The organism is Streptomyces sp. NPDC001027 (assembly GCF_040299045.1).
Taxonomy (GTDB): Bacteria; Actinomycetota; Actinomycetes; order Streptomycetales; family Streptomycetaceae; genus Streptomyces.
The window spans coordinates 1-21,287 of the sequence record NZ_JBEPBI010000135.1 but is presented as its reverse complement, the minus strand read 5'-3'; the positions used below and the strand labels follow the sequence as shown (position 1 = coordinate 21,287).

Annotated in this window: 16 protein-coding genes; 9 read left to right on the top strand and 7 right to left on the bottom strand. The window is 73.7% G+C overall.

Annotated features, from left to right (window positions below; all coding sequences use genetic code 11):
• Positions 1 to 145: 145 nt before the first annotated feature.
• The 8 genes from ABT300_RS28840 (at position 146) to ABT300_RS28805 (ending at position 8,065) form a co-directional block, all read left to right on the top strand.
• Positions 146 to 514, top strand: a complete 369-nt coding sequence (locus tag ABT300_RS28840; protein WP_351681589.1) for a hypothetical protein — start codon at positions 146 to 148, stop codon at positions 512 to 514.
• A 59-nt stretch (positions 515 to 573) separates the two neighbouring features.
• Positions 574 to 1,011, top strand: coding sequence for a phage tail protein (locus ABT300_RS28835; protein WP_351681586.1), 438 nt, complete (start codon positions 574 to 576; stop codon positions 1,009 to 1,011).
• A 58-nt stretch (positions 1,012 to 1,069) separates the two neighbouring features.
• Positions 1,070 to 1,786 carry a CIS tube protein gene (locus ABT300_RS28830; protein WP_351681584.1) on the top strand — a complete coding sequence of 239 codons (717 nt, stop codon included), beginning with the start codon at positions 1,070 to 1,072 and terminating at the stop codon, positions 1,784 to 1,786.
• Positions 1,783 to 3,546, top strand: a complete 1,764-nt coding sequence (locus ABT300_RS28825; protein ID WP_351681581.1) for a VgrG-related protein — start codon at positions 1,783 to 1,785, stop codon at positions 3,544 to 3,546. The genes ABT300_RS28830 and ABT300_RS28825 overlap by 4 nt, the downstream gene beginning before the upstream one ends.
• Positions 3,547 to 3,595: 49 nt before the next feature.
• The gene (locus ABT300_RS28820; RefSeq protein ID WP_351681577.1) at positions 3,596 to 4,069 is read left to right on the top strand and encodes a GPW/gp25 family protein; all 474 of its coding nucleotides are present in this window, start codon (positions 3,596 to 3,598) and stop codon (positions 4,067 to 4,069) included.
• Positions 4,069 to 6,018, top strand: a complete 1,950-nt coding sequence (locus tag ABT300_RS28815; protein ID WP_351681574.1) for a putative baseplate assembly protein — start codon at positions 4,069 to 4,071, stop codon at positions 6,016 to 6,018. Before ABT300_RS28820 ends, ABT300_RS28815 begins: the two co-directional genes overlap by 1 nt.
• Entirely contained in the window at positions 6,015 to 6,656 is a 642-nt protein-coding gene (locus ABT300_RS28810) for a phage tail protein (protein WP_351681572.1), read from the top strand. Before ABT300_RS28815 ends, ABT300_RS28810 begins: the two co-directional genes overlap by 4 nt.
• 98 nt (positions 6,657 to 6,754) lie before the next feature.
• Positions 6,755 to 8,065: a discoidin domain-containing protein gene (locus ABT300_RS28805; protein ID WP_351681569.1), complete on the top strand. Its 1,311-nt coding sequence runs from the start codon at positions 6,755 to 6,757 to the stop codon at positions 8,063 to 8,065.
• Positions 8,066 to 8,149: 84 nt separating this feature from the next.
• On the opposite strand, the gene ABT300_RS28800 is transcribed toward ABT300_RS28805, so the two are convergent.
• From ABT300_RS28800 to rfbB, 7 genes are all read right to left on the bottom strand, one after another.
• A complete protein-coding gene (locus ABT300_RS28800) occupies positions 8,150 to 11,599 on the bottom strand; it encodes an ATP-binding protein (RefSeq protein ID WP_351681566.1) in 3,450 nt (1,149 codons plus the stop codon).
• A 118-nt stretch (positions 11,600 to 11,717) separates the two neighbouring features.
• Positions 11,718 to 12,473 (bottom strand): hypothetical protein, encoded by a 756-nt coding sequence (locus ABT300_RS28795; RefSeq protein ID WP_351681564.1) that lies wholly within the window; start codon positions 12,471 to 12,473, stop codon positions 11,718 to 11,720.
• A 41-nt stretch (positions 12,474 to 12,514) separates the two neighbouring features.
• Positions 12,515 to 13,273: a hypothetical protein gene (locus ABT300_RS28790; RefSeq protein WP_351681561.1), complete on the bottom strand. Its 759-nt coding sequence runs from the start codon at positions 13,271 to 13,273 to the stop codon at positions 12,515 to 12,517.
• A gap of 7 nt (positions 13,274 to 13,280) precedes the next feature.
• The gene (locus ABT300_RS28785) at positions 13,281 to 18,050 is read right to left on the bottom strand and encodes a putative T7SS-secreted protein (protein WP_351681558.1); all 4,770 of its coding nucleotides are present in this window, start codon (positions 18,048 to 18,050) and stop codon (positions 13,281 to 13,283) included.
• Positions 18,051 to 18,052: 2 nt separating this feature from the next.
• Positions 18,053 to 18,709, bottom strand: coding sequence for a hypothetical protein (locus tag ABT300_RS28780; protein WP_351681556.1), 657 nt, complete (start codon positions 18,707 to 18,709; stop codon positions 18,053 to 18,055).
• Complete coding sequence (locus ABT300_RS28775; protein ID WP_351681553.1) at positions 18,706 to 19,122, bottom strand: hypothetical protein; 417 nt, start codon at positions 19,120 to 19,122, stop codon at positions 18,706 to 18,708. The genes ABT300_RS28780 and ABT300_RS28775 overlap by 4 nt, the downstream gene beginning before the upstream one ends.
• Before the next feature lie 141 nt (positions 19,123 to 19,263).
• Positions 19,264 to 20,286, bottom strand: a complete 1,023-nt coding sequence (gene rfbB, locus ABT300_RS28770; RefSeq protein WP_351681550.1) for a dTDP-glucose 4,6-dehydratase — start codon at positions 20,284 to 20,286, stop codon at positions 19,264 to 19,266.
• Between the two features lie 150 nt (positions 20,287 to 20,436).
• On the opposite strand from rfbB, the gene ABT300_RS28765 reads away from it, so the two are divergent.
• The gene (locus ABT300_RS28765) at positions 20,437 to 21,234 is read left to right on the top strand and encodes an antibiotic biosynthesis monooxygenase (protein WP_351681547.1); all 798 of its coding nucleotides are present in this window, start codon (positions 20,437 to 20,439) and stop codon (positions 21,232 to 21,234) included.
• Positions 21,235 to 21,287: the final 53 nt, after the last annotated feature.

The following is a 21,287-nucleotide window of genomic DNA, read 5'->3' as shown; positions in this document are numbered from 1 at the left end:
GGGGGGGGGGGGGGGGGGGCCCGCGTTGGGGGGGGGGGTCGGGGGGGGGGGTTCACGCAGACCCGCCCACGCGCCGGAGTCGTACACCAAGCCGCCTGCCTCGTCTGCCTCGGCTGCTCTGCCTACCCCGTCGGCCCGGGAGCTCGTGTTCGGCGCGGACCGCCGACGCGCGGCCGAGGTCGGACCGCCGCGCAAGGACGGCAGCGCACCGGCGCCGCCGGCGTACGGAACGCCGGGGCCGCCGCCGGGTCCGCCGTCGGCCGCCCCGGGCGGCGCGTCGGGAGCGCCCCGCCCGCACACGGCCGCGCGTGTGCCGACGCCGGCGCCGGCGCCGGCTGGCCCGCACCGGTTCGGCGGGGGGCCGGAGGATCCCGGGGCGTTCCTGCAGCGGCTGGAGCGCAGGCATCTCGACGAGCTGGCCCGGCGGCTCGCCGACCCTCTGGGCCGGCTGCTGCGTGCCGAGTACCTGCTCGGCAGGGAACGCGCGGGACGCCTGCTGGACGGCGGGCGCTGACATGACACACGACGACGACAGTGGACGGCCGCGGTGGCCGGCGAGGCGGTGGGGTGCGGATGAGGGGCGACAGGACGAGCCGGACGGACCCGGGGACGAGCGTCCACTTCCGGCTGCAGATCGAGGGCATCGACCTGGGCGGCTTCAGCAACTGCGAAGGGCTGAGCCTCCAGGTGGAGGTCGAGCAGCGCGTGGAGGGGGGCAACAACGGCTTCGTGTGGCAACTGCCGTCGCGGATCACGTACTCCAACGTCAGGCTGTCGCGCCCGCTCACCTCGGACTCCGCGAAGGTGGCCGGCTTCCTGGCCTCGCTGCCGCGCAAGACGCGTCGCGGCACCGCCCAGATCGCCGCTCTGCGGCCGAACCTCCAGGACGTGATCGCGCAGTGGTCGCTGCGTGACGTGATCGTCGTGTCCTGGACCGGACCCACCTTCGATCCCGGGAACTCGCAGGTCGCGATGGAGAGCATCGAGCTGGCCCACCACGGGTTCCTGTGACCGGCTCGCTCCGTCGTCCCTGCCGTCCGTCCGCCCGCACCGAGAGGAGCCGTGTCCGTTGACCGCCCTGGCCCGCGCCGAGCTGACCGCGTACGAACCGCCCCGACAGCCCGGCGAGCCTCCCGGCACGAAGGTGGGGGACGCGGTGTCCTTCCAGTTCAATCCGGCCTCGCTGAGCCTCGGCAAGGGCGCGGGCTGGGTACGCCATGTCGCCAAGGGCGCGAAGGAGGTGGGCGTCCCCGAGTTCGTCGGCACGCATCCGCGCAGGCTGTCGGCCGAGTTGTTCCTCGACGCCACCGCGACCCACGACGACAGTGTCCAGGAGGCCGTGGAGAGGCTGATCGGGTGGTGCGCGCCGACCGAGCGCAGCAGCGCCGCCGACGCGCCGTCCGCGCCGTGGGTGAAGTTCACCTGGGGGTCCTTCAGCACCGTCTCGTTCTTCGGCTACCTGGAGGACGTCCAGGCCGTGTACTCGCTGTTCGACCCCAACGGCACCCCGCTGAGGGCCACTTGCTCGGTCTCCCTGACCGAGGCCGCCGGGCCGGTGCCCGGACAGAACCCGACCTCCGGGGCGCTGCACGCCCGGCGGGTGCACCGGCTGGTCATGGGCGACAGCCTGGAGACCCTGGCCCACCGCGAGTACGGCGACCCGACCGTGTGGCGGGTGATCGCGGAGGCCAACGGCATCGACGACCCGGCCAGGCTGCGCCCCGGCACGGAGATCCTGCTGCCCGCCGCGGGCGAGCACGACCATGGGGGAGTGAGCGTCCGATGACGACCACGTTCGTGGTGGCGGCGCCCCGCCCGCTGCCGGCCTCGCTCGCCGATCTGCCGGTCCACGTCCGTATCGAGGACGGCAACGCGGCTCCGGCCGCGGCCGTCCTGCGCTACCGCGACCCCGAGCGGACCTTCCTGCGGAAGTCCGGGATCGTCATCGGCGGGGTGCTCAAGATCTCCGCCCGGCCCGGCGGCGCGGGTCCCGCCGTCCCGCTGTTCGACGGCGAGGTCGTGGCGCTGGAGGCCGAGTTCGACGGGACCGGCACCTTCACCACGGTGCGCGCCTTCGATCACGGGCACCGGTTGCAGCGGGGGCGGCGGGTGGCGGCGTACCCCAACATGACCGCCTCCGACATCGCCCGCAAGGTCGCCACCGCGGCCGGCGTCGCGATCGGCCGGATCGACTCCACGGCGACGACCTGTCCGCTCGTCACCCAGCCGAACGTCTCGGACTGGGACTTCCTCGCCTCGCTGGCCGCCGAGAACGGTCGGGAGATGCTGGTGGAGGGCGGGAAGTTCCACTTCCGACGGCCCACGGCCGCCGCGTCGGCGCCGTCGGCGGGCGGGCCGGCCGCGCGCCGCAAGAGCCCTTATGTGATCAGGATGGCCGAGGACGTCCTCTCGGTCCGTTCGTCGATCACCTCGGTCAACCAGGTCGAACGGGTCCAGGTGCACGGGTGGAGCGTCCAGGAGAAGAAGGCGCTGCTGGGTGAGACGACGGTGGGCGAGAGCCGCACCTCGGCGGTGGGCGTCACCCCCCGGCAGGCCGCCGGGGCGTTCAGGGCGGCTCCGCTCGTGGTGGCGGACGTCCCCTACCGCAGCGACGCCGAGGTGAAGGCGGTCTCCCGGGCGCTGGCCGACGACGTGTCGGCGGCGCTGGCGGAGCTGGAGGTGGTCGTCCGGGGCGACCCGAGGCTGCGGTGCGGGGTGGCGGTGACGCTGACCGGGGCGGGCGTTCCCTTCGACGGCAGATACACGGTCACCGCCAGCAGGCATCTCGACCGTCCGGGACTGGGCTACGAGACCTGGCTCACCGTCAGCGGCCGTCAGGACCGCACCGCGTACGGCGTCGTCGGCGGCGCGTCCGCGGCGGCGCGCTCGCCCCGCATCCCGGGCGTGGCGGTGGGCGTGGTGACCGACGCCAAGGAGCCGAAGGACCGCGAGGGCCAGGGCTGGGTGCGGCTGAGGTTCCCCTGGCTGTCGGGGGACTCGGGGACGGCGTACGTCAGCGACTGGGTCCGCACCGTGCAGGCGGGCGGCGTCGGCGGCGGCGGGGTGTTCAGCCCCGACGTCAACGACGAGGTGCTCGTGGCCTTCGAGCAGGGGCTGCTGGACCGGCCGTACGTGATCGGCGGGCTCTACAACGGCGTCGACAAGCCCTCGCCGCATGACACGCCGCTCGTCGACGCGACCAGCGGCAAGGTCAACCGCAGGTCGCTCGCCTCGCGGGCCGGTGACCGGCTGGAGCTGCTCGACGCGGCGGGCGGCGGCCCCGGCGGAGTCCGCGTGCGCACCGGGGACGGGAAGCTGGAACTGCATCTGGACCGCCGGCAGACCGCGATCACCGTGCACAGCGACGGGACGGTGAGCATCACCGCGGCCGAGCAGGTCACGGTCGCCGGAACGGGCATCACCCTCGACGCCCGTTCCGGGGCCCTGGAGCTCAAGGGCGCGTCGGTCTCCGTCACCGGGTCGACGGTGTCGCTGAAGGGCGACAGCGAGTGCGTCGTCAAAGCCCCCATCGTGAAGATCAACTGACCTGTCGTCCGCGGCGGCGGCCGTGCACGAAGAGCGGAGCAGCGAAGCAATGGCCGAACAGTTCGTCGGGGCCGGGTGGGCCTTCCCCCTGCGCACCGACGCCACCGGCGGCATCGCCCTGGTCGCCCGGGACCGGGAGATCGCCGAGTCGATCAGGATCATCCTCGGCACCGCCCCGGGCGAGCGCCCGATGCGCCCCGAGTTCGGCTGCCGGATCCACGACCACGTGTTCGCGCCCGCCGACGAGGACACTGCGGGGCGCCTCGCCTACGAGGTGCGCAGTTCCCTCGACCGCTGGGAGCCGCGGATCGACGTGGCCGACGTGGTCGTCACGCCGGACGGCCACGACGCCGGAATCCTCTACATCGACGTGCGGTACAGCGTCCGCGGCACCAACAACCCGCGCAATCTCGTCTTCCCCTTCTACGTCATCCCCTCGCACGACGCGCCCCCGGCCGGCTCCGGTGACGGGGCGGCGCCGAGCGTCCAGGCGGCGCCGAGCATCCAGGAGAGTGCCCGCTGATGGCCCTGCCCGCCCCCCACCTCGACGACCGCCGCTTCCAGCAGCTGGTCGACGAAGCGAAGCGCTTCATCCAGCAGCGCTGCCCGGAGTGGACCGACCACAACGTCTCCGATCCGGGGGTCACCCTGATCGAGGCGTTCGCGCATATGACCGACCAGTTGCTCTACCGGCTCAACAGGGTGCCCGAGAAGAGCTATCTGGCGTTCCTCGACCTCATCGGGGTCACCCTGTTCCCCCCGGCCCCGGCCCGCACCGACGTCACGTTCTGGCTCTCCGCGCCGCAGCAGGGCGTCGTGCTGCTGCCCGAGAACACCGAGATCGCGACGGTGCGCACCGAGACCGAGGACGCCCTGGTCTTCGCGACCACCGCCGATCTGGCCGTGGTGCCCTGCTCGCTCGCCCATCTGCTCACCCAGAGCGACGGGGCGCGCGCCGTCGACCGCGGCGACGACCTCGCCGACGGGCGCGACATCGGCTGCTTCCAGGCGCAGCCGGTCGCCGGGGACGCCCTGCTCGTCGGCCTCTCGGACGCCGTCCCGCACTGCGCGGTGGTGCTGCGGCTGGACAGCCGGGTGGAGGGGGTCGGCGTCGACCCGCGCCGTCCGCCGTTGGTCTGGGAGGCCTTCGACGGCGCCGACTGGCAGCCCTGCGAGGTGGAGAAGGACGACACGGGCGGGCTCAACCGGCCCGGTGAGGTGATCCTGCACGTGCCTGGCGGCCACGCGCTGGCGCCGCTCGCGACCCGGCGAGCGGGGTGGCTGCGCTGCCGGGTCGAGACCCCCCGCGCGGACCAGCCCTTCTACTCCTCCTCCCCGGTGCTGCACGGCGCCGCCGCGTTCACGATCGGCGGCACGGTGGGAGCGGTCCACGCAGAACTGGTCTCCGGTGAGCGGCTCGGCGAGGCGGAGGGCGTGCCCGGCGCACGGTTCGCCGTCGCCCGGCCGCCGGTGCTGCCGGACGAGGAGCCCCTGGTCGTCGAAGTCGCCTGCGAGGACGGCGGCTGGCAGGAGTGGACCGAGGTCGAGACGTTCGGCGCGAGCGGGCCGGGCGATCGCCACGTCCGGCTCGACCGGACGCTCGGCGAGGTGGCGTTCGGGCCCGCGGTGCGCGACCCCGACGGCTCGCTGCGCCGCTGCGGCGCGGTGCCGCCCAAGGGCGCGCAGGTCCGGATCCGCCGCTACCGCACGGGGGGCGGGCGGCGCGGCAACGTCGCGGCCCACACCCTGACCGTGTTGCGCAGCTCCGTCCCGTATGTGGCCCGCACGGACAACCGTGAGGCCGCCTCGGGCGGCCGGGACGGCGAGTCGGTCGAGAACGCCAAACTGCGCGGCCCGATCGAACTGAGCTCCCAGGACCGGGCGGTGACGGCACGGGACATCGAGACCCTCGCCCGGCGGGCGGCCCCGGCCGCTGCCCGGATCCGTGCCGTGGCCGCCGGGGACGGCGCGCCCGCGGGCGCGGTGCGGGTGCTGGTCGTCCCCCGCGCGGCGCCGGACGGGGACCGGCTGCGGATCGAGCAGCTCGTCCCGCCGGAACGGATGCTCGAGGACATCGCCCGGTACCTGGACGAGCGGCGACCGATCGGCGCCCGGCTGATGGTCGAGCCGCCGCTGTACCAGGGCGTGACGGTCGTGGCCCGGATCACCGTCGACGCCGGGGCCTCGGCCGCCCTGGTGCGGGCCCGCGCGCTCGACGCGCTCCACCGCCACTTCGACCCGCTCGTCGGCGGGCCGGACGGCGGCGGCTGGCCCTTCGGCCGGCCGGTCCAGGCGGGCGACGCGCACGCCGTGCTGCAGGCGGTGCCCGGCGTGGCGCTCGTCGACGACCTGCGCCTGTTCCCGGCGGACCCGCTGACCGGGCGCCGGGGTTCGCCGGCCGACCGGATCGAGGTGGGCCCGCACGCGCTGGTGCTCTCCTTCGAACACCAGGTGCTGGCGGAGGAGCGGTGAGCGGCGCCTCGGCCCGCCGGGCGGTGCCCGGGCTGGAGTCGCCGCTGCCGTTCGGCGACCGGCTGCCTCTGCTCTACGCCGACGACGACTTCGCCCGTCGCATGGTCGCGGCCTTCGACGACGTCCTCGCCCCTGTCCTGTCCACCCTGGACTGTCTCCCGGCCTACTGGGACCCGCGGCTCGCTCCCGAGGACTTCGTCGACTGGCTGGGCGGCTGGCTCGCGGCCGACGTGCCGCCCCGGCTGCCGGCCGCCCGCCGCCGCGAGCTGGTGGCCGAAGCGGTCCGGCAGCACCGCCTGCGCGGGAGCGCGCGGGGGCTGGCCGAACAGATAAGGCTGGTCTTCGGCGTCGAGGCGGAGATCACCGACAGCGGCGGCACCACATGGTCGACGACCGCGGGCGCGACGTGCGACGAGTCCGCCGGACCCTCGCTGACGGTCCGGGTCCGGGTCGCCGACCCGCGGGCGGCGCCTCTCAGGGAGCTGCGGGCGCTGGTGGAGGCCAACCGCCCCGCCCATGTCCCGTGCACGGTCCACGTCGACGTCCACGCCGACGCCGATGCCGATGTCCGCGGCGATGCCGAAGTCGGCGGCGGTGGCGGCGCCGGTGACGACGACGCAGCCGAGCCCCGGCAGTAGGACGGCCGGGGCGGCCCGGGACGGGCGGCATGCCAGGAATCCAGGTCACTCGGGCCCGCCCTACGGGGGCGCCCCGCAAGAAGGGAGAACTCACGCAGGTGGCTACATGCGAGCAGTGCGGGGCGCCGCAGCAGGACGCCGACGACTTCTGTGGGGCCTGCGGCGCCTTCACCGCCTGGGGCCGCGAGCGGTCGGGGACGCCGGCGGCGCAGGAGACGCGGGCGGAAGAGGAGACCGGGGCGGCGCAGGAGACGCGGGCGGAAAAGGGGTCGGCGGGGCAGGGGCCGCCTGCGCGGGAGACGCCGACGGCACAGGGGGGTGCGGGTGAGGCGGCCGGGCCCGCGCTCACGCCGCCGTCGAAGGCCCCGCTCGCGCCGCTCGCCGCGGACGCCCCGGTCGCCCCGGTCGGCCCGGCGGGTTCGGCCTCCTCGGCCGAAGCCGCCTCCTCGCCTGGAGCACCCTCCTCGGCCGGGGCCGTCTCCTCGGTGGGCGCGGTCGCCGCGGTCGCACCGGTCGCCGCGGTCGCACCGGCGCCGGGGAAGGCGGCCCCCGCCGCGCGGACGGCCCCCGCACCCGACGCCGGCGCTGCGACGGCGGCCGCGGTACGCCCCGCGAAACCGACATGGGAACGGGTCGAGCGGCGGCACGGCGTCCCGGACGGGCACGTCCCGGCGCCGGACGACGTGGAGTGCGCCGGGTGCGGCGCCCCCAACCCGGCGGGCCGACGCTTCTGCCGCCGGTGCGGCGACACGCTCGACGTACGCGCCGCTCAGGCCCGCTCCTCCTGGTGGCAGCGGCTGGCGGGACGGCTGCGCGATCGCCGCCGCCGACGCAGGCTGGGCCGCCGCCACGGGGGATGGGCTACGGCACGCCGGGCGGCCGGCGTCGTCCTCGTCCTGTGCGTGCTCGGCGCCGGGGTCCGTCTGTCGTGGCCCTACGCGACCCGGCTGCTGGGCGACGTCCGCGATCAGGTCGCGAAGACCACGCCCGTCACGCCGAAGAAGGTCACCGCCTCCAGCAGCGCCCCCGGTCACCCGGCGGCCTACGCGGCCGACGGCACCTGGAGCAACTGGTGGGCGCCGCAGAACCCGGCCGAGGGACAGTGGGTGGAGGCCGAGTTCGACGGGGCCGTCGACCTGCTCCACCTCGTCGTGCTCTCCGGCGCCTCCGAGCGGCAGGAGGGCTTCCTCAAGCAGGCGCGGCCCGCGGAGTTCGAGATCACCGCCCGCGTGGCCGGGGGCAAGACCGTCACCCGGCGCATCAAGCTCCAGGACAAGCACGGGACGCAGGTCTTCCCGCTCGCCATGACGGGGGTGACCCGTATCCGCCTGGCCGTCGTCTCCTGCTACGGCACGGCCCGGGGGCGTCTTGCCGCTGTGGGCGAACTCGAGTTCCGCGCCCGGGCGTGAGGCGCGCCCGCCGCGTCGCGGCCTGCGGGGTGCGGCCGGAAGGCGGACTGCCGGGACGGGCCGCGGACCGACGCGGCCCGCTCGTCAGCCGAGGGTGCGGATCACCCGTTCGTACTCGCGCTGCGCCCGCTCCGCGGCGGCCGTGCTGCCCGCCGCGCGATGCGCCGCGACCAGCAGTTGCCACGAACGGTCGCGGTAGCGGTCCAGTTCGAGGCTGCGCCGGGCGGCCTCCGATGCCTCGACCGGACGCCCGAGGAGCAGTTCCGCCTCCGCGAGCGCGCCGGTGACGTCGGCCGCCCGGATCCGCAGCCGCCGGCGCTCCGGCACCACCCACTCGGTGGGCCCGAGTTCGGGCAGCAGACTGCCGGCGTACCAGCGGTGAGCGGCCCGCAGGGCGTCGGCGATCTCCTCCGTGCGGCCGGTGTCCCGGATGCGCCGCCAGTCGGCGACGGCTCGCTCGAACCCCCCGACGTCGCACGTGTCGCCCGGTGCGAGGGCGATCCGGTACGACTCGCCGTCCCGCAGCAACAGCCGGTGGTCACCGCGTCCGGCCTCGGGTTCGAGGAAGCCGCGCAGGTGGGAGATGGCCACCTGCAGATTGCGGATGCCCGCCTCCGGTCTCAGGTCCGGCCAGAGCGCGGCGAGCAGACGCTCCCGGTGCACCAGCCGCGGTGTGTGGACGGCCAGCAGCTGGAACAGCGCCCGGACTTTGGGGCGCAGGGCCGAGCAGTCCAGCGGCTGCCCTTCGCGCCGCACCTGGAACAGCCCGAAGCAGCGGATCTCCAGTCGCGGCCGGGCCGGCGGGGACGACGGGGCCGTTCGTGCGGGCGACCCGCCGAGCCGCGCCGCCCTCGCAGCCGGGACCGGCGTCGCGGCGGGGTCCGGCGCCGGGACCGCGGCCGGGGCGTCGGCCGTCGCGCCGGCGAGGCGCGCCTGCGCTCCGGCCCGTTCGGCCAGCGGCGCCGCGTCGCACGCGGCCGCGAGCCCGGCGGCGCGGCGCAGCAGCGGGACGGCCTCGCGGTGACGTCCGAGGCGGTGCAGCGCCGTACCGTGATCGGTGAGCGCCCGGGCCAGCGGCAGCCGTGCGTGCGGACCGCTCAGCGAGGCCTCGGCCTCCTCGAACAGGCGCAGCTTGTCCTCGGCGCCGGCCACCAGCGCGCAGGAGTGCAGGGCGACGCCGATCGCCTTCGGACGGCCCCAGCGGCGCGCGAGCGCGAGCTCCTCCTCGGCCCAGCGGCGTGCGCGTTCCCCCTCGGGCCCGTTCCCGGGCCCGTGACCGTGTCCGCCGAGCGTCGCGAACGCCTGGACGGCCCAGGACCGCCAGGCGCCGTAGGACACCCCGCGGATGTTGTGGCTCAGCAGCAGAGCGCCGTAGTCGAGGAACTCGGCCATCGCCGCGCGGGCGTCGCCCCGCGCCAGCAGCAGACGGCCCCGGCCGGATCCGGACTCGGGGTCCGACCGCGGCCCGTCCGACGGGTCCGACCGGTCCGAACGCTCCGACGGGTCCGACCGGTCCGAACGCTCCGACGGGTCCGACCGGTCCGAACGGCCCGGACCGGTCGCGAATCCGAGCAGCCGGGCCGCCTCGGCGGTCTCGCCGCGCTCGACGAGGAGGTGCGCCAGCAGACTCTGGTCCTGCAGCCAGGGGAACAGCCGCACGTCGACGCCCGACCGTTTGAGCAGGACGTTGGCGTTCTGCGCCGACTCCACGGCCTCGCCGAGGCGGCCCACCGAGTACAGCAGCCGGCAGCGCACCGCGTACGCGATCGCCGAGCCCAGCTGGTCGCCCGCGGCGTCGGCGCGGCGGGTCTCGAGGTCGCAGTAGTGCAGTGCCGAGTCGTCGTCCTCGACCCGGCCCAGCGTGAGCACGTTCGCCCAGTACACGATGCGCTCGACGAAGCCGTGGGGCATGGGCTCGGCGAGGACGCCGAGGGCCAGTTCCCGTGCCTCGTCGGCCGAGTCGCCGAGGCGGCAGCACTGCACGGCGCGGACCGTGTCCAGGCACTGCCGTGCGACCGTGTCCTGCCACCCTCCGCCGCGCAGACCGGCCGCACGCCGGTTCATCTCCACCGCGGAGGACATGTCCAGCAGCGTCGTGGCCATGGCCTGCGCCTCCAGCCGGACGGCGAGCGCCTCCACCCCGGCGAGCCGCTGCGCGGTGCGGTCCAGCACCGTCCGCGCCTCCTGCGCGCGACCGAACATCAGCAGGGCGCCGGCCAGATGACCGGCGATGTCGACGCAGGCCGCCTCCTCACGCGAGGAGGCGGCCGGGTCCGGCGGCAGACAGGCCCGGGGCGCCCACGGCCGGGGCTCGCGCAGCGCACGCCGCAGATAGCGCTCGCCCGCTCGCGGTCTGCCCGAGGCCATCGCGTCGACGCCCGCGTCGTGCAGCGTCTCGCCGGCCCAGGCGTCGATCCCCGGGCTGGTGTGCACCAGGTGCTCCGCCACCTCCGCCTTCTCCGCGCCCGTCTCGTGCAGGAAGCGGGCGGCGAGGGAGTGCAGCGTGTCCGCGGTGCTGACGGGCAGGAACCGCTCGATCGCCGCGGCGACCAGGGGACGGCGGAACGCCAGGGGCTGCTGGTTCACCAGCAGTTGCCGGCGGACCAGCCGGTCCACGGCGTGCGCGGCCTCCGCTCCCGTCAGGCCCGCCAGCCGCGCGGCGACGGCCAGCTCCGCGTGCTCGCCCAGCACCGCGACCGCCTGGGCCATCGACACGGCGGACCGGCCGAGGCCGCGCATCCGCGCGTAGGCGTCGTCGGCCGCGGACTCGGGCGCGTACCTGGCCAGTTGCCGGCCGGTCTCCTCGTCGGGCGGTGCGCCCTGTCCGATGAGTTCGTCGAGCAGGGACCACAGCAGGCGGGGATTGCCGCCGGTCTCGCGTAACACCGCCCGCAGGAATCCCGGGTCGCACTCCTCGGACAGGGTGGACCGCACGAGTCGTTCGACCGCGGCGGGGGCCAGGCCGACGAGGGCGGTGCGCCGGCAGCTGTCGGCGAGCTCGCCGAACGCCTCCGGGGCGGCGACGGCCTCCCCGGTCCGCGCGCTCCCCAGCAGCGTCAGCCGGAGGGTGCGGCGGCTCTGGTTCAACATGCGGTTCAGCCAGTGCAGCGAGGGTCCGTCGCAGCAGTGGAGATCGTCCAGCACCAGCAGGGTCGGAGCGCCGTCCGACGCCTCGGCCAGGGCCTGCTCGAACGCGCGGTGGTCGGGCTCCGGGTCCTGCGCCCTCACCGCGTCGTCCGTTTTCTCGCTCAGGGAATTGCTTTGCCGTGACTGCCCGAGATGGTGGAACAGTCGTAAAACGGCGCTGTGGGCCGAATTGTTTTCGGTCGGATGTAATCGGAGGTGCACCACGGAAAAGCCGACGTTCTCGGCGTGCTTGGCCATGTCGGCGAGCAGGGTGCTGCGCCCTGAGCCCGCCTCGCCTTCCACCAGAAGGGCGGTCGGCGTGCCGTCCACGGCTTCGTCGAGAGCCGCGAGAATTCCCTGCCTTTGGGCTTCACGTCCCTCTCGGGGCGATTTCGACTTTTCCTTCATACTGCTATCGTCCAGTGCCCCGAATTGACATGGCCGCAGCATAATGCAGGTACCGGCCTCGCCCGTCGGCGGCGCGAGCGGCAGCCAGGCCTTCGTCGCGGGGTCTTTCCGCCGGGTGTCATCCCATCGCGTAGTCCTCGACCAGTTCGGCGACGAAGGAGAGCAGGGCGTCGACGCGGTGGCGGTCCTCGCGTCGTTCGCGCAGCGCGCGGTCCAGTGCCCGGAGCCGGTCCAGGGCTGCCGGCGCCCGGTCTCGCACCTCGTCGAGGAGTTCCGTGGTGACGAGGTCCAGGCAGTCGGTGAGGAGGAGCCGGGTGGCCGGTGCGGGGGGAGCCGGGTCGGGGGCGGCGAAGCCGGTGGTCAGGTGGCGCGCGGGGTCGGTGAGGCTCCAGCCGACGACGGCGCCGTGCTGGACGAGGAGCGCCACGTCGGGGGCGATGCCGATACGGGCGTCCAGCGGCTCGTCGAGGACGTCGAGGTCGCGCAGGCAGGTGAGCGCCGTGTCCCCGGGAGCGCGGCAGAGCTCCGAGGTCACCTCCAGGCGGAAGCCCCGGGCCTCGTCCGCGCGAAGGCCGCCCGGGCGGACGGGGGGTGTGGCGGGCAGGCGGGCGGCGTCCTCGGGGGCGGCGGCCTCAGCGGCGATCTGGAACTCGGCGCCGATCAGTTCCCGGCCCGCCTTGTCGAAGTGGAGCTCGTCGGGCGTGTCCCAGAGCCAGGGCTGACTGCCGAAGGCGCCGAGCAGGAACCGCCCGCGGTCCTCGACGTCCGCGTACGGAGCGACCCGCACCCGGAAGTCCCGGAAGTCGAAGCGCGGGCCGACGGTGAGCGGCTCGTCCGTCACCGTCGCGGTCCAGTCGTCGATGGTGATTCTCATGCCCCGCACCCAGGCCCCCGTTCCTGGGTCTTCGTCCTCGTTCACCGGTTTCCGTAGTCCTGCACGTAGGTGGCGATCAGCTCGAGCAGGGCGTCTGCCCGGCGCCGGTCCTCGCGTTGCTCGCGCAGGGCCTGGTCGGCGGCCTGGAGGCGGGCCAGGGCGGCCGGTTCACCGTCGACCAGATCGTCGACCACGGGCGTGGTGACGAGGTCCAGGCATTCGGTGAGGAGGAGCCGGGTGGCCGGTGCGGGGGGAGCCGGGTCGGGGGCGGCGAAGCCGGTGGTCAGGTGGCGCGCGGGGTCGGTGAGGCTCCAGCCGACGACCGTGCCGTGCTGGACGAGAAGCGCCACGTCGGGGGCGATGCCGATGCGGGCGTCCAGCGGTTCGTCGAGGACGTCGAGGTCGCGCAGGCAGGTCAGCAGGGCGTCGCCGGGAGTGCGGCACAGCACCGTGCACATCTCGTGCCGGAAGTCCTTGACCTCGTTCGCGAGGAGCCCGCCCGGGCGTACTTCGGGCTGGACGGGAAGGCGGGCCGAGTCCTCGACCGAGGCGGACTCTTCCGGAATTCGGAGTTCAGCCCCGACCAGCCGTCGGTCGCTCGGGGAGAAGCGGAAAACGTCGGGGAGGTCCCACAGCAGGTCCTGGCTGCCGAACGTCTGCGCCAGGAACTTCTCCCGTTCCACCCGGTCCGCATAGGGGGAGACGATCAGAGAAGTACCGAGGAGACGGGGAACGAGGTCGAGCGGCTCGTCCGTCACCGTCGCGGACCAGCCGCCGTCGAACTTCAGTTTCGTCGTCATCACTGCCTCATCTGATCTGTACCGCCGGAGGCTGGAAGCGGCCGTCCTTGGCGGGAATCCTGCCGTTCACGATGTCCTCGTGTGTCACCGGGGCGCCGGGGTCCGTGGGTTTCCCACCGAGCGCCGTGGCCCCGGAATCGCCCTTGATGCCCGAGGGACCGTACGCCGTGATGGCCTGGCCCTGTGTGGTGCCGGGGCCGTCGATCACCACGATGTCGTCACCCTGTCGGAAGGTGAACGTCCCGGCCGTGCCCGTCGAGTGGTACACGGCGTCCGGGTTCTTGAGGATCTCGACGACCCGTTCGTCGCTGAAGGCGTGCCGGGTGTCCCCGTGGTAGTCGTGGCGCTTCCTGAACCCGCCGTCCTGTGCTCTCTCGACGATGTCGTCCACGACCTTGTCGATCCGCTTCTGCGCCCGCTCTTCCTTCGTGTACTTGGGCATGAGGCCCAGCGGGTCGCACCCGCTGTGCGGGTTGTGCACGTACGCGACGGGGTTCGGGGCGGGAGCGAGGCCGAGGGGGTCGGGGGAGGTGTAGCGGCCGGTCTCGGGGTCGTAGTGGCGGAAGTGGTTGTAGTGGAGGCCGGTCTCGGGGTCGTAGTACTGGCCGGGGAAGCGCAGCGGGGTGTAGGCGCTGCTGTCCCGGGACCAGGCCGTGGCGCCCCAGAGCGTGGCCCGGCTGCGCCAGGCGATGTCGCCCGTCTCGTCGACGAGTTCGGTGGGGGCGCCGATGAGGTCGGTGGCGATGGCGAAGAACCGGCGGTCGATCTCCTCCTGGCGGTCGTCGGCGGTGAGGATGCGCTCGGTCTGGGCCAGGGGGACGACGTCTCGGTGGTCCCAGGTGACGGCGACCGTGTGCGGGGCGTCCGGCTGGTGGCTGGTCTGCTCGCACAGGGTGAGGCCGTCCCAGGTGAAGCGGACCTCCTCGGCCACGCTCTCGCCGTCGGCCGCCAGGCGCTGTTTCGCGGTGCGGCGGCCCAGCGGGTCGTAGCGGTACCGCCACAGGGTTCCGTCGGGGGTGGTGACGCGGGTGAGACGGTTCTCCGTGTCCCACGTGTAGCGCCAGGTGTCCGGCTTGCGGGAGAGGCGGGTCTTCTGCCGCAGGACGACCCGGCCGAGAGCGTCGTGCTCGAAGCGGACGTCTCCGGCGCGGGTGACGCGGGTACCGGTGTAGGCGCGCGGTCCGGTGGCCTCGCTGCCGGGGTGGCGGGACGGCCAGGACGCAGAGGTCTGGTTGCCGGCGTCGTCGTAGGCATACCGCTCCGTCCAGCCCTGGGCGTGTACGGCGGTGACGCGGCCCGCCTGATCGAGGTCGAAGGCGCGGGCGCCCGACAGCCGGTCCGCGACGGAGGTCAGGCGACCGTCGGCGCGGTAGGAGTACGCGCGGCTGTTGACGGCGCGCCCTCCGGCGGTGATGTGCTGCGCGGAGAGTCGTCCGGCTTCGTCCCAGGAGGAGGTCATGGTGATCGAGTCGCCGAAGACGCGGGTGAGCTCCTGGCCGGCCGCGTCGTGCGTGAAGTCGATCCGGCGACTGCCGCTGGTCAGGCGGTGGGGTAGCCCGTTTGTGCCGTAGGCGTAGGAGGTGACGTGACCGGTGGGCGTGGTGCGGCGGGTACGGCGGCCCAGGACGTCATAGGCGTAGAGGACGGGGCGGCCGTCGACCAGTTCCGCCTTGGTGAGCCCGCGACGGTCGTACTGGTAGCGCAGTTCACCGTCCGGTCCGGCTGCCTCCACCAGGCGCCCGGCCCTGTCGTAGGCGTAGGTCGTCGCGCGGCCGTCGACATCCTTGCGGATCACCTGGCCGAGCCGGTCACGCTCGAAGGAGACGGTCCCGCCGAGCGCGTCGACGCGGGCGGCGAGCCGGCCCGCGGCGTCCACACGGTAGGTGAGGGTGCGGCCGTCGAAGTCGGTCTCGGAGACGATCTCGCCGGCCGCGTCGTAGTCGTAGGTCCAGGTCAGCCCTTGCGGGTTGATGACGCGGTTGAGGCGCAGCTCGGCGTCGTGCTCGAACTCGTAGCGGGCGCCGTCGGGCCCCGTGCGGGCGACCGGCAGGTCGAAGTGGGTGTACTCGAAGCGTGAGACGCCGCCGGAGGCGTCGGTGTGGGCGAGCAGGTTGCCTTCGCCGTCGTACGTCCACGATTCCGTCGCGCCGTCGGGTCCGGTGTGCCGGGCGAGCTGCCCGTCGGCGTGCCACTGAAGGCGGGTGACGCCGCCCATCGGGTCGGTGATGCGGACCGGCCGGCCGAGGGCGTCCCGTTCCGTGCGGGTGACGGCCCCGTCGGGAGCGGTCACCTCCTGGGGCAGCCCGCCCGCGTCGCACACCACGCGTGTCGTGGCGCCCAGGGCGTCCGTGGCCGAGGTGAGCCGGCCGGCTCGGTCGTAGGAGTAGCGGGTGGTGGAGCTGGCCTGGTCGGTGACGGCCGTGCGGTTCCCGCGCTCGTCGAACTCATGGACCATGCGGGTGCCGTCCGGCCCGACGACCTCCACGGGCAGACCGAACGGGCCGCGCACGGTGTGTAGTTCGCTGCCGTCGGGGCGGACGGCGCGGACGACCCGGCCGGCCTCGTCGTAGGAGAAAGCGGTGGTGAGGCCCAGCGGATCGGTGCGGGTCAGCAGGTTGCCGCGGGCGTCGTAGGTGAAGCGGGTGGTGTGGCCGAGCGGGTCGGTGACGGCCAGCAGACGGCAGCCGGGGCCGAACAGGTGGCGGGTGGCGTGCCCGTCGGAGGTGGTCAGCGTGGTGGTGCGGTGGCCGGTCTCGGGGTCGGGTCCGGTGTAGGCCAGGCTGATCTGGACGTGACCGGCCTCGCCGCCCTCCGCCACGACGCGGTCGTGCTCGTCGTAGAGGTAGTCGTAGCGGCTGTCGTTGGAGTCGATCCAGGCGATGACTCGGCGGCGGTCGTCGTAGACGAAGGCGGTGGTGGCGCCCGACGGCTTGGTGACCGTGGTGAGGTTGCCGTCCTGGTAGCCGTAGCTCATCAGGGGCAGGTCGGCGCCGCCTTCCCCCGCGCCGGCCAGGGACAGGGCAGTGACCAGGCCGTCGGTGACGGACAGGTTCACCCGGTGGCCCGCCGAGTGGACCAGGGCCAAGGGCAGGCCGTCCGCGCCGCGGTCGACGGTGATCGTGTGACCGTTGCGTTCGGTGACGCCCGACAGCCACGCGACGCCGTCGCCCCCCGGATCGCCACCGGACGGGGCGGTGAAGTGGAAGATCAGGCCGCCGTCGAGGTCGGTGACCGTGTAGTCGCCGTCGGAGTCACGGGCCAGCAGGGTGCGGTCCCGGCCCGATGCCGGCGCGGTGGGCGCGCCGGGGACCGGGTGCGGGTACGGGATCAAGAGGCCGTCGGCGGTGACGTGGAGGACGCCGATCGCGTCGATCTGGAGGCGTTCGTCGACGGTCGAGGTCCAGGCGGGGCCGAGGAAGTGGCCGGCCGTGCAGCCGGACTCGGTGCGGCGGGTGAAGACCAGCGGCAGGATGCCCGGGATCGACAGATCGGTCTGGGGCAAGAACATCCGGCCCGAAGCGAGGTCGACGGGGTCGGTGCCGTCGGCGGGGCGATCGACGTCAGGCCGGTTGTGGGCGCCCTCCGGGGCGTCGTCGAGCAGACGGCGCAGCCGTGCGGCCTCGGCGGCGTCCTCCGCGATGCGCACGCCCTTCACCGCGGCGCCGCCGCCTCCGGTGGCCACGGTCAGCGCGACGTCGGGCAGCAGCCGGCCGAGGCCCTCGGAGGGGTCCTTCATGAAGTCGGTGACCATCTGCTTGCCGGTGCCGACCGGGTCGTTCGCGGCGACGACCAGCCCGGCGGCCAGGCTGTTGAGGGAGGTGAGGTACTCGGCCGGGTGCGTGATGTTGTACGGGTCCATCGGGTTGACGCCGCGGACGAAGTTGAGGATGCCGGCGGTGCCCTTGACGACGCCGCCGCCGACGTGGTCGCCCATGATCTGCAGTTCCTGCATGCCGTCGTTCAACTGCTCGGCGTACGACGGCTTCTCGGGGGCGGTGTCACGGGCGGCGCGGACGGCGGAACGCGCGGTCTCGGCCGCCGTGTTGCGCTGCTTGCGGGCCTCGGTGAGCAGGTCCTGGGCGTCCTGCAGCAGCTTCTTGCCGGGGTCGTCGAAGGTCGCCGCCGGTTTGGCGGGGAGGGTGGAGGCATCGCGCTTGTCGGCGGGTTGGGCGTTGTAGCGGTCGACGGCGCTGTTGTAGTCGTCGACCTTCTTGCGGTGGGCGTCGGCGGCGTTCTCGGAGGCCTTGACGCCCTCCTTCCACTTGTCGATCGCGGTCTGCGCCTGCCCCTGCGCCCAGGTGACGGCGCCGGCGAACGCCTCCAGCGCGGCCGCCGCCTTCTCGCAGGCGTCGGCGCCGGTGAACCACTTGGGCGGCTGGGTGCTCACCGCGGTGCGCAGCGCCTCGGCCGTCTCGCCCTTGAGCCGGGACGAGTCGAGGCCCTTGAGGCCTTCGCCCGCGCCGTCGAAGGAGGTCTGGAAACCGCGGAGCTTCTCGGCGGTGGAGCGGATCTTGTCGGCGCTGCCGTAGATCAGCTTCGTCTTGTCCTCGGTCTGTCCGAGGTCCAGCTCGTCGACCTCGGCGCCCAGCCGGTCGGCGACCGAACGGGACTGCTCGCGCACCCAGTCCGCGCCGCTCTGCCAGCCGGCGTCCTCCAGCTTGTCGGCCGTCCAGTTGCCCGCGTCCTCGACCCGGTCGCCGACCCACGCGACGCCGTCCTCGACCGCGTCCTCGACCGAGTCGGGCGTGATGTCACTGATGAAGTCGCCGATGCCCAACGTCAGTTGCCCCCGGAGTCGCCCTGTTGCTGTTGCTGCTGGGCGCGTTCCTCCGGCGACGGGCCGAAGGTGTCGTCCAGCGCCTGGTTCCACTGGTCGTCGGAGATGCCGAGCGCGTCGTTGAGCAGCTCGGACCGACGGCCGCCGTCGCCTTCGGTGAGGACGGTGCGCCCGGTGTCCTTCCAGGTCTGCTCGATGTCCTGACCGGCCTTGTCGAAGGACTCGCCGCTCCAGTCCGGGTCGAGGGCGTCCGGCGTGAAGACGTCGCCCCAGCTTTGCTGGGCGATCTCGGCCTCACTGGCGTGCGGGTTGCCGCCCATCACGGAGTTGACGCCCACCTTCAGCGAGCCCGCTATGTACTGGTCGTGCTCCCACTGGGTGCCCGCCGCGAGGCCGAGGCGGTTCGCGAGGGCGCTGGCATCGTGCACCAGGGCGCGCACCCCCCACTCCCAGCGCTCGCAGAAGTCCTCGAAGTCCGCCGACAGGCCGTGGTGCCCGGCCTCCATCTGGGTCATCGCCAGCTCCGAGAAGCCCTTGCCCATCACCGAGCCGGTGGCCCCGCCGAGGTCGCCGAGCTGGTCGATCGTCGCGCCCACGCCCTGGGTGAACTTCGCGACGGCGGCCGCGCCGAGCTGAAGGTCCGTTCCCTCGCCGCTCACGGCCGCCCCCCGGCTGCCGCCGCACCGGCGTCGACGGCGACCGCATCCGGGACGATGCCGACGACCGGCGGGAAGAACATCGACCCCTCGTCGGTGGCGATGTCGACGGCGAGTCCGGCGGGTTCGCCCAGGGCGGGCACGATCTCGTCGACGATGCGCGCGCCGAGCAGCGCCGCGTAGTCCATGGGCCGGTCGCCGGGCCCGTGGTGCAGGGCGAACCGGGCGAGCGCGCTCTCGTCGGTGAACCCGCAGATCCAGCGCACCCCGCCCGAGCGCACCGACCACAGACCTCCGTCGGCCACCGGCACCAGCAGCACCGAGCGCCGCATCTCGCCGACCAGCGCCCGCGGGTCGCCGCCCCCGTCTCTGCGCTCCGCGATCCGCTCGGCGAGCGCCGCTCTCGACTGCTGCACGGTTCCTCCCCGGTCACAGGTGCCTCAAGGCACCGTAGATCAGGACGCGCAGCACAAGGGCATCGGTTCTTGTGAAGGTTCGCCGGGGGCCGGGCGGGCTCCCGGCGGATCAGCCCTCTGCCGGGGGACGGGCAGCCGGGATCAGGCGGGCGACCCCTGGCCGGCGCCCGCCGCCGCGGCGGTCGCGGGCTCCCGGCCGTCGTGCTTCAGGGGGCGCCACCAGGTGGGGTTGTCCCGGTACCAGGCGACGGTCGCGGCGAGGCCCTCGTCGAAGGGGATCCGGGGGGCGTAGCCGAGTTCGGTGCGGATCCTGGAGTCGTCCAGGGCGTAGCGCAGGTCGTGGCCCTTGCGGTCGGGGGCGCGGTCGACGAGGGACGGGTCGGCCCCGCACAGGTCGAGGAGCAGGTCGGTGATCTCCCGGTTGGTGCGTTCGGCGCCGCCGCCGACGTTGTAGACCTCGCCGGGGCGGCCGCCGGTCAGCACCAGCTGGACGGCACGGCAGTGGTCGGAGACGTGCAGCCACTCGCGGACGTTGGCGCCGTCGCCGTAGAGGGGGACGGGGAGGCCGTCGAGCAGGTTGGTGGCGAACAGGGGGATGAGCTTCTCGACGTGCTGGTAGGGGCCGTAGTTGTTGGAGCAGCGGGTGACGGACACGTCCAGGCCGTGGGTGCGGGCGTAGGAGAGGGTGATGAGGTCGCTGGCCGCCTTGGACGCCGCGTAGGGCGAGTTGGGGGCGAGCGGCCACTCCTCCGTCCAACTGCCGTGGGAGATGGAGCCGTACACCTCGTCGGTGGACACGTGCACCACGCGGGCCACGCCGGCGGCGAGGCTCGCCTCCATGACGTGCTGCGTGCCGACGCAGTTGGTGCTGACGAAGTCGGCCGCGCGCACCAGGGAGCGGTCGACGTGGGACTCGGCGGCGAAGTGGACGACGGCCTCGTGCCCGGGGACGAGGCCGCGCAGCAGCTCGCGGTCGCAGATGTCGCCGTGGACGAAGGTCAGCCGGGGGTGCTCGGCGGGGAGGTTCGCCCGGTTGCCGGCGTAGGTGAGTTTGTCGAGGACGGTGATCTCGGCTTGTTCGTATCCGGCGTACTCACCGCTCAGCATCGCTCGCACGTAGTGGGAGCCGATGAAGCCGGCCGCGCCGGTGACCAGGATACGCATGCGGCTCACGGTGGCCCCGGACGCTAGAGAACCCCTACACGCGCGATCGACGCGTCCCGCGCGGGCGTCGCGCGTTCCATCGGCGTTCCGTCCAGGTTCAAGACGCGTCGACCAGGGTGGAGGCATGATCCCAACGCCCAAGGAGCAGTCATGACCGAGGCGCAGAAGGTCCCCGACGTGCGCAAGACGGTGACGGTGGACGTGCCCGCGGACCGGGCCTTCGCCATTTTCGCCGAGCGTCCCATCGAGTGGTTCCCCGAGCGGCACGTCTTCGTCGAGGACCGGGTGTCGCTCACCATCGAACCCTTCGAGGGCGGCCGCTACTACGAGGTCGGCGCCGACGGCGCCGAGATCGCCTGGGGCACGGTGGTCGAGTGGAACCCGTCCAAGCGGATCGTGCTGACCTGGCGGGTCGGCCCGAACTGGCAGCCGATCTTCGACGACGAGAAGGCGAGCTTCATCGAGGTCGACTTCGAGCCGCTCGGCCCCGGGCGGACGTCCGTGGCGCTCACGCACAGCGGACTGCACCGGCACGGCGAGATCGCGCCGCAGATCCACGCGGCGCTCGACGGTCCGAGCCCGGGGGACACGCTGGCCCGCTACGAGCAGGTCGTCGCCCGGGTCACCGCGGCGGCGAAGGCGGTCCCCGTGACCCTCGTCAACAGGTTCCAGCTGACGGGGGAGGCGGAGGAGTTCGAGAAGGTCTTCGCCGCGACCTCGGCCTTCTTCGCGGCCCAGCCGGGTTTCATCGAGCACACCCTGCACCGCCGGATCGGCGATCCCGCGTCGTACGTGAACATCGCGCGCTGGGCGGACAACGCAAGTCTGCGGGCGGCGGTGGCGCAGCCGGAGTTCCAGCCGCACAGCGCGGCGCTGCGGGCGCTCGCCGTGTCGAGCCCGGAGCTGTTCGAGGCCCGTCTGCGGGTGACGGCCGCCGACGCCGAGTGAACGACCGGGTGCGGGAACGGCGTTCGTCGCCCTTCACCCACCCCCGGCAGGTC